This is a genomic window from Brumimicrobium sp. (genome assembly GCA_023957385.1).
Lineage (GTDB): Bacteria > Bacteroidota > Bacteroidia > Flavobacteriales_D > Crocinitomicaceae > Brumimicrobium.
The window spans coordinates 1,157,672-1,171,374 of record JAMLGZ010000001.1 but is presented as its reverse complement, the minus strand read 5'-3'; the positions used below and the strand labels follow the sequence as shown (position 1 = coordinate 1,171,374).

The window sequence follows — 13,703 nt, the reverse complement described above, 5'->3', positions numbered from 1 at the left end:
TATCTTCGTAAAATATAGTAGAGCGAAATAGTATGGCTAAAGGGAATATATTAAAACAGAAGGACGAACCTCAAGAAAAAGAAGAAAAGAAAAAAGGAGAAAAAAAGGTTTCTTCTTTCGCTTCCTTTTTAGAGAAAATTGACAGAAGAAAAACAAAATCAATCACTGGACTTGTATTACTTTTGCTTTCTATCTACCTCTTCATTTCTTTTATATCCTATCTTTTTAGCTGGAAGACAGATCAAGATCTTATTCTCTCTACCTCCGCAAGCGAATTCTTGTTTAGTAATCCAGATATCGAAGTAGCTAATTGGCTTGGTAAACTAGGTGCTTGGTCAGCGCATGTTTTTATGTACAAATGGTTTGGGCTACCTTCCTTTGCCTTTTGCTTTTTATTTTTTATCACTGGTGTTCGTTTTCTACTAAATATTCGACTCTTTCCGCTGCGAAGAACATATATTATATCGGCTATTGCAATTATCTGGACATCTTCTGTATTAGGGTTAGTTTCTTCTAATATTAATTTTCTAGGAGGAACTTTTGGATACGGAACAAAAATTTGGCTCTCTTCGATTTTCGGCCTATTTGGAGCTATCTTACTATTATTAGTCACTTTTGCTATTATAACGGTAGTCCTATTCAACCCAGATTTTAAAGCTCTTTTTCAACGATTATTTAATAGAAACAACGATGTCGAAGAAGATCCTGAAGTTGACATAGCTGGAAACACGTTAATTGAGGAAGAATTTATGGAAGATGATATCTCTGAGGATGAGCCGGATGAAGATGAAGAAGAAGACGAGGATTTCGAAGTTGTTTTTAAAGACAATACACTTCCAAACGAAGATGAGGACGAAGATGAAGATTTGGAAGAAGATGAAACTGAAGAAACACTTCCTCAGTCTATCGATATTAATGATTTTAATGACGAAGAATTCTCTGTTGAAATTGCTGAAAATGAGAAGGAATTATCCGAAAACGATCTCAATGAAATGGTAGATAACTTTGGTCCATTTGACCCTACCTTAGAACTTTCAAATTATGTGCTCCCCCCTATTGACTTATTGAAAAAATTTGAGAGTAATCACAGTGGCGTAACCAAGGAAGAATTGGAAGAAAATAAAAACAAGATTGTAGAAACTCTTTCTAATTACAAGATTGAAATAGCTAAAATTAAAGCCACTATTGGTCCAACCGTAACACTTTACGAGATCGTACCCGCGCCAGGTGTCCGCATATCTAAAATCAAAAACTTAGAAGACGATATCGCTTTAAGTCTTTCCGCACTAGGTATCCGTATCATTGCCCCAATTCCTGGAAAGGGAACTATTGGTATTGAAGTTCCTAACAGTTCGCCTGAAATGGTAAGCATGCGTTCTTTGATTGCTTCAGAAAAATTTCAAAATGCAAAATTTGAACTACCAGTTGTATTAGGAAAGACTATAACCAACGAAACGTATGCTTTTGATTTAGCAAAAACACCTCACCTCTTGGTAGCAGGAGCTACAGGTCAAGGTAAATCAGTAGGTTTAAATGCTATTCTGGTTTCTCTCCTTTACAAAAAGCATCCTTCTCAGCTAAAATTTGTCTTGATTGACCCCAAAAAGGTGGAATTGACGCTTTACAATAAAATAGAACGTCACTTTTTAGCAAAACTCCCAGATTCTGACGAGGCGATTATTACCGACACATCTAAGGTTGTTAATACGCTCAACTCACTTTGTATCGAAATGGATGAGAGATATGGATTATTAAAGGAAGCACAAACTCGAAATATTATAGAATACAACGAGAAATTTATTGCACGCAAACTTAATCCAAATCACGGACACCATTATTTACCATACATTGTTGTAGTTATTGATGAGTTTGCCGACTTAATCATGACAGCAGGGAAAGAGGTGGAACACCCTATTGCCCGTTTGGCACAACTAGCCCGAGCTATTGGTATTCACTTAATTGTTGCTACTCAGCGTCCTTCCGTAAACGTAATAACAGGTATGATAAAAGCCAACTTCCCAGCTCGTATCGCATTCCGTGTATTATCCAAGATTGACTCACGTACCATTTTAGATAGTGCGGGTGCCGACCAACTCATCGGTAAAGGAGATATGCTAATCTCTACCGGAAACGACATGATACGTTTACAATGTGGATTTGTAGATACTCCTGAAGTGGAAGATATCTGTAACTTCATTGGAGATCAGAGGGGATATCCAAGCGCTTTACTTTTACCAGAATATACTGGAGGAGAAGAAGGCGAAGGAAGTGATTATGATCCTGAGGATGGAGTGGATGATAAATTTGTGGAAGCAGCTCAAATTGTTGTTATCCATCAGCAAGGTTCTGCTAGTTTATTACAACGAAAGCTAAAATTAGGATATAACAGGGCTGGAAGATTAATAGACCAATTAGAAGCGCATGGCGTAGTTGGTCCTTTCCGAGGAAGTAAAGCACGAGATGTGCAGTTTGGTAATATAGAAGGATTGAACGAGTACCTACGTGAAAAAGGATTATTGGATGACTAAAAAAAAATAACATTTTAATTTCTTTCTTTTGCTATCGCTGAAAAGTCTGTATATTTGGCACAATTTCTGGTAATTCAGAATAAAAATTTTAAAAATGAAATATTTAATCTTCGGACTTTTATTGATGTCCACTACATTATTCGCACAGAACGACAAGAAAGCACAAGATATTTTAAACAAAATTTCAGCTGACGTTAAAGCTCTAAACTCGTTCTACATTGAGTTTAACATGGATATTTCCAACCCAGCAACAGGAGAGAAATCTAATGATAAAGGAACTGGTTTTGTGAAAGGAAATAAATATTATACTTCTTTTGGGAAGAATATACTTATTTGCAATGGATTAAAAGTGTGGACTGTTGTAAAAGATGAAAAGGTAACTTATCAAGCAGATGTGGATTCTAACGATGACGCACTGACTCCTAAAAAGATTATGACTATCTGGGAGAGTGGTTTCAAAAGTAAATATGAAAAAGAAACTACAATTGATGGAAAAAAAGTACACCAGATTAGTTTATTCCCAATCAAACCAGGTGAAGTAAATTACCATACCATTACGCTCTATGTGACATCTGACTCTAATGAATTATACCAAGGGATTCTAAAAACAAAAGATGGTGGAATCATGAAATATACCATTACTAAATTGGAGAAAAACAAAGCTGTTGAAGATGCAAAGTTTGTGTATAATCCACAAAACTTCCCAGGTTATCAATTAGTGAAAGATTAGTAAAAAAGCAATGAAAATATAAAAAAACTGCAATCCATGGATTGCAGTTTTTTTATGTTTATTCTATTATAAATTCAACAAATAGTGACGAGAAGTATTTTATTTAGAGAATTTAGTTCTTTATCACCTTCTTTCTAATTTCTCCTTGTGTGGTTTGAATAGATAGAAAATAGATTCCGCTTTTAAAATTTTCTGAAGGTATAGTAACTTGAAATCCTGTTGTTTCTTGCTGATAGACTACTTCTCCCAACATATTTACAATTGAAACAGTCTGCATTAGAGCATTCCCAGTATGTATAGATAATTGATTCATAAATGGATTGGGATAAACTTGCGCATCTAATGCATGCTTACTAACAGCTAAAGGGTCTTGTTCACGAACATAGATGCTATCAAGGAATAATTTAAATCCATCGTAGGTATTATTAACAAAAGCAAGGTAAATAGATTGACCTGCATAATCATCTAATAATTCTGTGTGTTTACTCCACTCTGGTGTTTCATTTATAACCAATACTAAGGTATCTGTAAAGTCAGCAATATCATTTCCATTAGTTGAAACCAACACTTTATACGAATCAGGGAAAGAAGGATCAAACGACATCCCTTGCCAAGAAATATAGTTAGATTCAGCTCCTAAGGTTATCTGTGGTGTAATTAACCAACGACTAGCTCTATTAGAAGGTGAGAAATAAGATGTACTTGAAGCGGTTCCATTTGTAGCATCAAATGGATCTTCTTTGATAATCCATGCTTCTGCATATTCTTGCACATCATTGGCGACTGTAAATCCATCCTGATTAATTACCTTCCATGAAGATGGAATTTCTGTACCATCAAAATTTTCTTCTAAAATGCTTACTTGCCCAAACGCTAAACTGCTTATTATTAAAGAAGCAAAAACTATTACTCTTTTCATCCGAGGATTTTCTATATATGATTGAGCAACAAATTTAGTGTTTTTTTTGAAACATCCTTTCATACCTAACTATCTCAATTCATTTCTTAAAATAAAGTATGCTTTCAATATTATTTATATCTTTGGAATAAGAATTGTATAAACACTATATCATTTATTAAAAAAGAATAATTATGAAAATGAAAATGATTTTAACTGTGCTACTAAGTTTATTATTTATACTAGAAACGCAAGCACAAACAACCCACAAAGTAGGAACGGTAACATTCGATGATGATGTGACGCTATACGGTCAAAAAGCCGTTTATAATGGTGGAGCCATCCGTAAAAAATACTTCTTTAAATTATATTCTATTGGCTTGTACTTACCAGCTAAAACCAATAATGCACAAAAAGCAATTGATGAAGATGGTTTCTGTGCGGTACGATTAATTATCACTTCTAGTATGGTAACTAGAGAGAAATTTATAGAAACTGTAACTGAAGGTTTTGCTACTTCTTCTGAAGGAAAAGCATCTAAAGCTGAAATTGATCAATTAATGGGTTATTTCTCTGAAGAATTTAAGGACGGTGACAATATTCTATTAGCATACAAACCAGATTCTGGAATCGAAGTATGGAAAAATAGAAAACACCTTGGAAGCGTAAAAGGACTTGAATTCAAGAAAGCTCTTTTTGGTATTTGGTTAGGAAAAACACCTGCTGATGCTGACGTTAAAAAAGGAATGTTAGGAAACTAAGGAATATATATTACATCAAAAAAGCTCCTATGAAAATAGGAGTTTTTTTATTGACTATTGCTTTATGAAAATTGGTTTACTCTCGGATACACACAGCTTTTTAGATCCAAAAGTTTTTGAATATTTTAAAGACGTGGATGAAATCTGGCATGCTGGAGATGTAGGAGATGTAAAAATAATAGAAGAACTGCAAAAATTTAAACCTACCATTGGTGTATATGGTAATATAGATACGCAAGATGTAAAGTATTATTTCCCAGAATTTTTGCGTATCGAACGAGAAGGAGTTTCGATTTTACTTACACATATTGCAGGGAAACCAGGGAAATATTCTAAACCTCTGATAGATGAACTTAAAAAGAATGGCGTTCCTAAAGTGTTGGTTTGCGGTCATTCACATATACTCCTTATCAAATTCGATCCACGTTTTCAGATGCTATGGCTCAACCCAGGCGCTTGTGGTAATCATGGATTTCATTCCGTAAAAACTTTACTTCGCTTTGAACTAAACAAAGGAAATGTCGAGAATATGGAAATCATAGAAATTAAAAAGAGATAAAAGGGAGTTTCCATGGAACATAGCGAAATAGCGTATCCTTATGAATAAATTTACTGGAAATTATTCCCAAACTAAACCCATTCTTTATCTTTTTTCCCCTTTTGAAGAATAATGTTTATACTCCTTCATCTACATATATAATTTTTTGTAAATTCGGGCGTTAGTTAAATCTCGGATGAAACAATTAGTCATTTTTATACTTCTTATCCCAATTACCTTGGTAGCACAGACCGGAGGAAAGAATGCTTTTCCTTTCTTAGACTTGCCATACGATGCCAGAACGGGATCTCTTGGTAGAAAGCTAATTACCATTTTTGATGATGATTTACACATGGGGATTCAGAATCCCGCAGCGTTAAACCCAAGTATGGATAATTCTGTTGGCATTAGTCAAGCCTTACTTGCCAGTGGTATCAATCACGGTATGCTAGCTTATGCAAAAGACTTCGCTAATATAGGGACAGGAGCTATTCACTTACGCTATGTTGCTTATGGCAAAATGAATCGCATGGATGAGTTTGGGCAAGAATTAGGAACTTTTTCCGCAGGAGATTTTGTGTTGGGCGCAAGTATGGGAAGAATTATTAATTCCAATTTGTCTATTGGTGCTTCTTTCAATATTATTTGGTCGCAACTCGAATCATACGGCTCTTTTGGTATCTCAGCCGATATTGCTGGAATGTATCGAAGTACAGATGAAAGAACAGTCGTTACAGCCGTTGTCCGAAATATTGGCGCCCAAATCAAGTCTTATCTTCCTAAACAAAGAGCTCCGCTAGCTATAGAGCCAATGATAGGATTTTCTCATCGACTAGGTCACGCACCTTTCCGATTCTCTATCATTGCTCAACGACTTAATAAATGGGATTTATCCTACAACGACCCCAAAGCAATGCCTACATTAGACCCATTAACTGGTGCCATCATTCCAGTGAAACGTGCAGGATTTGGTGAAAAATTAGGCCGCCATTTTATATTCCAAGTAGAATCACTTATTGGAAAGATTGTGCGTATTCGAGTGGCATTTGACTATAATCAACGCATGGAAATGTTAGTCCAAAACAGACCTGGGATTGGTGGTTTCTCCTTCGGGGCTGGTTTAAATTTTAAGCGATTTGCAATTGACTACGGATTCTATGCCTACTCAACGGCTGGCTATCACAACCTACTTACCATACGTGGCAATATTAATACTTGGAGAAAAGGTGCAAAATAGACCTTATTCATCTTCTACCTTACGAATACCCTGTTTTGGATATTTACCTTGAAACTGACTTAGTTTTTCTTTGATATATGCAATGTCTTTTTCAATATCTCCTGTAGGGAGAAATAATTCTAAAAAACCTCCTGTTTTATTTTTGTAATCCAAATAACCTATATAGATAGGAACTTGAGCCTTAATAGCAATATAGTAAAAACCTTTTTTCCAATTGGGATTATATTTACGGGTACCTTCAGGAGTAAATACCAAATACATGGATTCAGATTCTTCAAAATACTTCACTGCCTGATCCGTAAAGTGATTATGCTTATCTCGAGAAACAGGAACTCCACCCAAAGCCTTTAACAACCAACCAAAAGGAGGGATAAATGCTTCCTTTTTAATTAAAAAACGTGCTTTTACTCCGTACGACATAAAAGCTATTTTACCTAATATAAAATCCAAGTTACTTGTATGTGGACCCATCGCCACAATTGCCTTCTTAACACCTTCTGGACTATGTTCATCTATCCTCCATCCAAAAAGTTTTAAAACAAACATTAGAAATTTTCCCATTTCAGCAGTATTCCTTTTAAATGATTGTAAAAATCAAATTCGCAAGTGCAAATATTAAAATTATTGTTTACTTTTACTCAAACGAATACACTATAATTTTATTTCACTAACAACGAAAGCTTAGCCTGTGGATAAAAAAACGAAGAACTACAATATACTAAAGCTAATCATCATGCTTTTATTCTTCTGGATGATTACAGCTGTTCTTCTATTTATATATAAGAAAGATGATTCTTCATTAGCTAGTTTACTTCCCCCTGATACCGATCTGGTTGTCAATATAAAAACGGAAAACCTCATTAAACAAATGTTTGAAGATATCATCTATAAATCTGATTTTAATAGTGATGAATTAGTTTTTCTTGAAAATAGAGGAAACATGGACAACATTGGTTCTATTGGAATAGATTGGAGAAAAGATGTTGTTTATTTTGTTAAGACACAAGATAATATTCAATTCCAAGGATTTCTTTTCAAGTTAAGAGATAAAAATGCTTTTATAAATTACAATCATGGACCTTATTATATTAAAGCAACCAATGGAGAAATAGGAATACTTTTATTGACGGATAACCCTGCAAATACAGAAATATACACTCAATTTGCCGAAAATATTTTAAACAATCATTTACAGAAAGGAGAAGTCTTTAAAGACAATCATCTTGTACATGTATCCTATAAAGGAGCTAATAATAAATATAATATCAATTTACATATTGAAATTAAAAATGAGAACATGTTCATTCAGGGAGAAGGCGATAAAATAATTAATAATTCACAAAATACACTTTACCACGTCATGGATAGTTCTCCTTCATCCCAATTACTTAAAATTGAATTTGGAGAAATTTCAGATGATTTATATCAAGATATTCATGCTATATTGTATGAAATAGGATTACAACTACCAAAGGCTACTACTGGGAATATACAATTTTATGGTGTAGCCGTTGAAAACATAGAAGGAAATGCCACATTTATTCCACAATTTGATGCTATTCTAAATTTTAAAGACTCATTGGATATAAAATCTCAAATAGATACTTTAGTGAAATACGTTCCAACTATCACATATTCTGAAAGTGGAAAACTTCAAATGGGGAATACATACTTTTACTACAAACAACTATCAAATACAGAAGTATATATTGGAGTAACTCAAGCCCCTCAAATTAAACAAGAAGAGGTACAACGATTATTTAAGATACAAGGAGAGCCATCTGTTATTTTAAATATTGAAGGAAAAGGATTAATCGCGCGTTTTATTAATATTATTCCACAAGTTAAATCCTCCAAAACATTCTTAAATCAAGTAGAAGATTTAGATTTCGAAGCTAAACCAAATCACGAAACAATATCCTTTAAGGGGAAACTCACATTAAAAGATCATAAATTAATGACGATTGAAATGCTTAAATTAATCCTCAATTTAGTTGAATAAATTACACTAAAGCAAGCATTTTCTTTACCGTTTCTAAATAATTGGGGGTGTCTATTAGTCGAGAACCATACCATGTAAAATATTCTCCATCCACTATCCTAATTTTTGCTTTTGGAAAAAACGCTTGTACTTCTGCAATGTGCTTTTCCTTAAATGGATATGGCTCAGTACTCAAAAACACAATATCCGGTTGGGGTAAATTAGACTCATCCAAAACAGGATATCTTTCTTCTTCACGCATACAGTTTTGAAGTCCCAGATGTTCTTCGATAATATGATGAATAAAAGTATTGCTTGCCACTGCCATAAATGGATCTTTCCATATTAGATATAATACGGATAAAGAGTATTTTATGGGTTTCAGTTTTAAAAAATTCTGTTTAATTTTCAGATTAATTTCATCGGATTTTTGGGAAACTCCGCATATTGCACCAATTTTCTGAATCATTTGTAAACTATCCTCCAAAGTGTAAATATCTGAAATCCAAACTGGACAAAATTCACTTACAACTTCTATTTGTTCTTGAATATTTTCTTCTTTGTTGGCTATAATTAGATCGGGATTTAATCGTCTGATTTTTTCAATATCAAGTTGCTTAGGACCTCCTACCCTTTCTTTGGAGCGAAACCATTCTTCAGGATGTATGCAGAATTTCGTAATACCCACTACGCTATCTCCCAATCCTAAATGATAAAGTAATTCCGTTTGAGATGGCACCAAGGATATAATACGTTGAGGTGGGTGATTGATTTCAATCGTATTACCTATTTGATCCTGAAAAAGCATGGAAGAGAAATTCTATTCTAGGAATCCTTTTTCACGCATCCAATCATCATTAAAGAACTTTCCAACGTAGCGACTTCCATGATCGTGAAAGAGAACTACCACAACATCTCCTTTTTTGAACATGTGTTTCATCTGTAGTAATCCTTTAATGGCAGCACCTGCAGAATTCCCAACAAAAATTCCTTCTTCACGTGCGATTTTTCGTGTATAAATAGCGGCATCTTTATCCGTTACCTTTTCGAAATGATCGATTACGCCAAAATCAACATTCTGAGGCAAGATATCTTCTCCAATTCCTTCCGTGATATAAGGATAAATCTCATTTTCATCAAAGATTCCTGTTTCGTGATATTTCTTAAATACTGAACCGTACGTATCAATACCTAGTATCTTGATATCTGGGTTTTTCTCTTTCAGATATTTTCCTATTCCAGAAATAGTACCTCCTGTTCCAACACCTACCACAAAGTGTGTAATCTTTCCATCAGTTTGCTCCCAAATCTCAGGGGCAGTAGATTCATAATGTGCCTCGCGGTTTGATAAATTATCGTATTGATTTACGTACCATGAATTCGGAGTCTCTTGAGCGAGTCTTTTAGAGGTGGAGTAATAAGAACGAGGATCATCAGGTGCAACAGCTGTTGGACAAACTACGACCTCAGCTCCAACTGCACGTAAGATATCCATCTTTTCCTTGCTTTGTTTATCACTTAATACGCAAATTAATTTATATCCTTTGATGATACAAGCTAAGGCTAATCCCATACCTGTATTTCCAGAAGTACCTTCAATAATAGTTCCCCCTGGTTTAATCTTTCCAGCCTTTTCTGCATCCTCAATCATTTTGAGGGCCATTCTATCCTTTACTGAATTTCCCGGATTAAAGGTTTCTACCTTTGCTAATACAGTTGCTTCAATATCTTCAGTAATTTTGTTTAATCTTACTAAGGGAGTATTCCCGATGGTCTCTAAAATGTTATTACAAACTTTCATTTCTATTTTTAAAATTGATGGAGATTTATTTTGCGTAATTTACAGAACGTTTCTCACGAATTAAGGTTATCTTAACTTGTCCAGGGTAGGTCATTTCTGTTTGTATTTTTTGAGAAATTAAGAATGAAAGTTCATCTGCTCTTGCATCAGAAACTTTTTCACTTTCTACTAAAACACGTAATTCTCTACCCGCTTGGATGGCATAAGCTTTCACAACACCGTCATAAGAAAGAGCGGTTCTTTCCAATTCTTTAATACGATTGATGTATGCCTCTACCACCTCACGACGAGCCCCTGGTCTAGCCCCAGAAATCGCATCCGCAACTTGAACAATCGGAGCAATTAAGGTTTCCATTTCAATCTCATCGTGGTGGGCACCAATGGCATTACAGATATCTGGTTTTTCACCAAATTTTTCTGCCATCTTCATACCCAAAATTGCGTGTGGTAATTCTGGTTCATCTTCTGGAACTTTACCAATATCGTGCAGTAAACCAGCTCTCTTAGCGGCTTTTACATTCAATCCTAACTCAGACGCTAGAATAGCACTAATATTCGCAGTTTCTCTACTGTGCTGTAATAAGTTTTGTCCATAAGAAGAGCGGTATTTCATTCTACCTACCATGCGAATTAAATCAGGGTGCAACCCGTGAATACCTAAATCTATACATGTTCTTCTTCCCGTTTCAACAATCTCTTCTTCAAGTGATTTAGTAGTTTTGGCTACAACTTCTTCGATTCGAGCCGGGTGAATACGTCCATCTGTAATCAATTGATGTAAAGCCAGACGCGCGATTTCTCTTCTAATTGGATCAAAGCAAGATAATAAGATGGCTTCCGGGGTATCATCTACTATAATTTCAACTCCTGTTGCTGCTTCTAAGGCACGAATATTTCTTCCTTCACGTCCAATGATTCGTCCTTTTACTTCATCTGACTCAATATTAAAAACAGTTACCGCATTCTCAATTGCTTGTTCATGCGCAACACGTTGAATGGATTGGATAATAATCTTTTTTGCCTCTCTATTTGCATTGAGTTTCGCTTCATCTACAATCTCTTTAATATATGCCATAGCATCTGTTCTAGCTTCATCTTTTAAAGCTTCCATAAGTTGCTTCTTAGCATCTTCTTGATTCATTCCTGAGAGAGCAGAAAGTTCCTCAATACGCTTTTCATTTAATCTATCAAGTTCTTCTTGCTTGGTATGATTTATCTGAATTTGTTGCTCCAACTCAGTCACCTTATGTTCAATTACCTTCTCCTTACGACTTACTTCTTCAATTTTTTTAGAAAGCATTTGCTCTTTACTTCTCGCTCTATCTTCGGTAGATTGGAGTTTACGCTCTCTTTCTTTAATTGATTTTTCATGTTCATCCTTTAAATTCAAGAACTTTTCTTTTGCCTGAAGGATTTTATCTTTCTTTATAGTTTCTCCTTCTACTTCAGCTTCTTTTAGAATTTGTTCTCTTCTTTTTTTCAGAAGGACGGACTGTATCACAAATACGGCAACCGCTCCTCCTACTAGTCCAATTGTTAATCCAATAATTATTTCCATTACTTTTTAAAATTAAAAATCCCACATTCTTAAAGGGGGAATCCTTTAAAAAGTGGGGAACACAATCACCTATGCAGCCTAATCTATTTTATGAATCTAAACTCTCAGACAAATTCTGTAATGCTTTTAAAACATCCGCTTTATCTAAACCTCCCGCAACTGTAGTTACAGAAGTCTTAGTATTATTTGAACGCGTTGCCAATTGCAAAGAAGTCATTGCTAATAAATCCTGCATATCCTTTACTGCATAATTTTCTTGAAGTTTCTGAATGTTGCTATTAATATCATTCACCGCCTTCTGCACCAAAACTTCTTCATCTTCATTTACTGTAAGAGGATAACTCCTTCCGGCTATTACGATTTTAATTGATACTTTACCCATTTTTACGCTTTCAATCTGCTTATGCAATCATCAATTTCCCTCACTAAAGCGTCAATTTCAGCATCTCTATCAATTGGGAAAATAGAATCTCCAACTGGTTTTGATACTTGTTGACGCACTAATTCATTGTACTTTTCTTGGAAGTCTTCTGCCTCTTTTACACGTTGAACCAACTTATCATTAAGTAATTGAACTTCAGATTTTAACGCTTCATTCTCTGTCTTAACTTGTGACATAGAATCCTGCATCTTACTTATTTTCAACTGAATTTGTGATATGACTTGTTGTACTTCTTCCATAAAATTACAATGTGTACAAAGATAGGTAAAATAGTTGAAAGTGAAGAATGGAGAATGGAAAGTTTTTTAAATGATGTTAAATAATGAGTGAATGGGGTTGTCTGACCAATAAAAAAAGCCATGAAATTCATGGCTTTTATCAATTCTTTACAAAAGTAAATCTTAAAAATCTACGTTGGCGTTATCTTCCTTAGGATTAGCCCCGTATTCATTGGCTCCAGGCACGCTATCTTTTGCAAGTAAGACAATTAACCAAATCGCACCAATGACTGGAATAAACGCGATAAAAAACCACCAACCGCTGTTTCCAATATCATGTAATCTTCGAATCAATACAGCTAAACCTGGTATTAAAACAGCAAGCCCATAAAGTGTTTGAATTACCCCAGAAGTTTCTGTGATTTCTAGGTGTAAAACCTTATCCAAAACAGCAGCTATTGTTGAAAAAATTAAATTAAATAAAAAGAACATCCAGAATTCTTTTCTACGCGCTCTACCCTCAAATACAGCGTATTGCTTCAATACTTTTAAATACCATTCCATAAGTTATAGTTTTAGTTAGTTCTTACTCTTAAGGATTTTCAGATTCCTCCTTTTCAGGACTAATATAAAAAAATAATATTTAAAAACTAACATTTGATGTTTTTTTTAGTCTATCTCTGAAACATTTACCATGTCTATCACCGTTATAGAAAGGATGCAGATTCCGTTCGCTACGGACTAACAATCGCCGAAATAGAAAGGATGCAGATTCCGTTCGCTAAGGACTAACAACCACCATTACAAAAAGGGATTTAGATTCCGTTCGCTTTGCTCCGGAATGACAACCGTCAAGGTAGTCAGAGGGAGAGGGGGCGGCTTCGCCGCCCCCTCTCCCTTATTATTTAAAGATTAAGTGTCATTCTGGAGCAAAGCGAACGGAATCTATTCTTCTCCCATGTTTATCATTTGAGCATACGCGTAGCGAACGGAATCTATTCTTCTCCCATG

14 protein-coding genes are annotated in these 13,703 nt (G+C 34.8%); 6 read left to right on the top strand and 8 right to left on the bottom strand.

Annotated elements, in window-relative coordinates; translation table 11 throughout:
* Window positions 1-32 precede the first annotated feature (32 nt).
* Window positions 33-2,528: a DNA translocase FtsK gene (locus M9897_05170; protein ID MCO5268266.1), complete on the top strand. Its 2,496-nt coding sequence runs from the start codon at window positions 33-35 to the stop codon at window positions 2,526-2,528.
* Window positions 2,529-2,622: 94 nt separating this feature from the next.
* Entirely contained in the window at window positions 2,623-3,258 is a 636-nt protein-coding gene (locus M9897_05165) for an outer membrane lipoprotein carrier protein LolA (protein ID MCO5268265.1), read from the top strand.
* Window positions 3,259-3,370: 112 nt separating this feature from the next.
* On the opposite strand, the gene M9897_05160 is transcribed toward M9897_05165, so the two are convergent.
* On the bottom strand, window positions 3,371-4,177 hold the full coding sequence (locus M9897_05160; GenBank protein MCO5268264.1) for a choice-of-anchor J domain-containing protein: 807 nt from the start codon (window positions 4,175-4,177) through the stop codon (window positions 3,371-3,373).
* 173 nt (window positions 4,178-4,350) lie between these two features.
* Between M9897_05160 and M9897_05155 the strand changes: the two genes are divergently transcribed.
* The 3 genes from M9897_05155 (at window position 4,351) to porQ (ending at window position 6,692) form a co-directional block, all read left to right on the top strand.
* On the top strand, window positions 4,351-4,917 hold the full coding sequence (locus M9897_05155; protein ID MCO5268263.1) for a chalcone isomerase family protein: 567 nt from the start codon (window positions 4,351-4,353) through the stop codon (window positions 4,915-4,917).
* Between the two features lie 64 nt (window positions 4,918-4,981).
* On the top strand, window positions 4,982-5,476 hold the full coding sequence (locus tag M9897_05150; protein MCO5268262.1) for a metallophosphatase family protein: 495 nt from the start codon (window positions 4,982-4,984) through the stop codon (window positions 5,474-5,476).
* Window positions 5,477-5,651: 175 nt separating this feature from the next.
* A complete protein-coding gene (porQ, locus tag M9897_05145) occupies window positions 5,652-6,692 on the top strand; it encodes a type IX secretion system protein PorQ (GenBank protein ID MCO5268261.1) in 1,041 nt (346 codons plus the stop codon).
* Between the two features lie 3 nt (window positions 6,693-6,695).
* Here porQ and M9897_05140 read toward each other — a convergent pair whose 3' ends face one another.
* Complete coding sequence (locus M9897_05140; protein MCO5268260.1) at window positions 6,696-7,253, bottom strand: 1-acyl-sn-glycerol-3-phosphate acyltransferase; 558 nt, start codon at window positions 7,251-7,253, stop codon at window positions 6,696-6,698.
* 127 nt (window positions 7,254-7,380) lie between these two features.
* On the opposite strand from M9897_05140, the gene M9897_05135 reads away from it, so the two are divergent.
* Window positions 7,381-8,694 (top strand): hypothetical protein, encoded by a 1,314-nt coding sequence (locus M9897_05135; protein MCO5268259.1) that lies wholly within the window; start codon window positions 7,381-7,383, stop codon window positions 8,692-8,694.
* Window position 8,695: 1 nt separating this feature from the next.
* Here M9897_05135 and M9897_05130 read toward each other — a convergent pair whose 3' ends face one another.
* The 6 genes from M9897_05130 to M9897_05105 all read right to left on the bottom strand — a co-directional run bounded on the left by M9897_05130 (window position 8,696) and on the right by M9897_05105 (window position 13,256).
* A complete protein-coding gene (locus tag M9897_05130; protein ID MCO5268258.1) occupies window positions 8,696-9,481 on the bottom strand; it encodes a helical backbone metal receptor in 786 nt (261 codons plus the stop codon).
* A 12-nt stretch (window positions 9,482-9,493) separates the two neighbouring features.
* Entirely contained in the window at window positions 9,494-10,474 is a 981-nt protein-coding gene (locus tag M9897_05125) for a pyridoxal-phosphate dependent enzyme (protein ID MCO5268257.1), read from the bottom strand.
* Window positions 10,475-10,499: 25 nt separating this feature from the next.
* On the bottom strand, window positions 10,500-12,032 hold the full coding sequence (gene rny, locus M9897_05120) for a ribonuclease Y (GenBank protein ID MCO5268256.1): 1,533 nt from the start codon (window positions 12,030-12,032) through the stop codon (window positions 10,500-10,502).
* A gap of 88 nt (window positions 12,033-12,120) precedes the next feature.
* Window positions 12,121-12,414, bottom strand: coding sequence for a cell division protein ZapA (locus M9897_05115; GenBank protein ID MCO5268255.1), 294 nt, complete (start codon window positions 12,412-12,414; stop codon window positions 12,121-12,123).
* Between the two features lie 2 nt (window positions 12,415-12,416).
* Window positions 12,417-12,713: a hypothetical protein gene (locus M9897_05110; protein ID MCO5268254.1), complete on the bottom strand. Its 297-nt coding sequence runs from the start codon at window positions 12,711-12,713 to the stop codon at window positions 12,417-12,419.
* Window positions 12,714-12,875: 162 nt separating this feature from the next.
* Complete coding sequence (locus M9897_05105; protein ID MCO5268253.1) at window positions 12,876-13,256, bottom strand: DUF805 domain-containing protein; 381 nt, start codon at window positions 13,254-13,256, stop codon at window positions 12,876-12,878.
* Window positions 13,257-13,703 lie beyond the last annotated feature (447 nt).

Bases quoted from the DNA above. Each gene is read 5' to 3' on its own strand.
- M9897_05170 (MCO5268266.1), top strand. From the start codon at position 33: ATGGCTAAAGGGAATATATTAAAACAGAAGGACGAACCTCAAGAAAAA.
- M9897_05165 (MCO5268265.1), top strand. From the start codon at position 2,623: ATGAAATATTTAATCTTCGGACTTTTATTGATGTCCACTACATTATTC.
- M9897_05160 (MCO5268264.1), bottom strand. From the start codon at position 4,177: ATGAAAAGAGTAATAGTTTTTGCTTCTTTAATAATAAGCAGTTTAGCG.
- M9897_05155 (MCO5268263.1), top strand. From the start codon at position 4,351: ATGAAAATGAAAATGATTTTAACTGTGCTACTAAGTTTATTATTTATA.
- M9897_05150 (MCO5268262.1), top strand. From the start codon at position 4,982: ATGAAAATTGGTTTACTCTCGGATACACACAGCTTTTTAGATCCAAAA.
- porQ (MCO5268261.1), top strand. From the start codon at position 5,652: ATGAAACAATTAGTCATTTTTATACTTCTTATCCCAATTACCTTGGTA.
- M9897_05140 (MCO5268260.1), bottom strand. From the start codon at position 7,253: ATGGGAAAATTTCTAATGTTTGTTTTAAAACTTTTTGGATGGAGGATA.
- M9897_05130 (MCO5268258.1), bottom strand. From the start codon at position 9,481: ATGCTTTTTCAGGATCAAATAGGTAATACGATTGAAATCAATCACCCA.
- M9897_05125 (MCO5268257.1), bottom strand. From the start codon at position 10,474: ATGAAAGTTTGTAATAACATTTTAGAGACCATCGGGAATACTCCCTTA.
- rny (MCO5268256.1), bottom strand. From the start codon at position 12,032: ATGGAAATAATTATTGGATTAACAATTGGACTAGTAGGAGGAGCGGTT.
- M9897_05115 (MCO5268255.1), bottom strand. From the start codon at position 12,414: ATGGGTAAAGTATCAATTAAAATCGTAATAGCCGGAAGGAGTTATCCT.
- M9897_05110 (MCO5268254.1), bottom strand. From the start codon at position 12,713: ATGGAAGAAGTACAACAAGTCATATCACAAATTCAGTTGAAAATAAGT.
- M9897_05105 (MCO5268253.1), bottom strand. From the start codon at position 13,256: ATGGAATGGTATTTAAAAGTATTGAAGCAATACGCTGTATTTGAGGGT.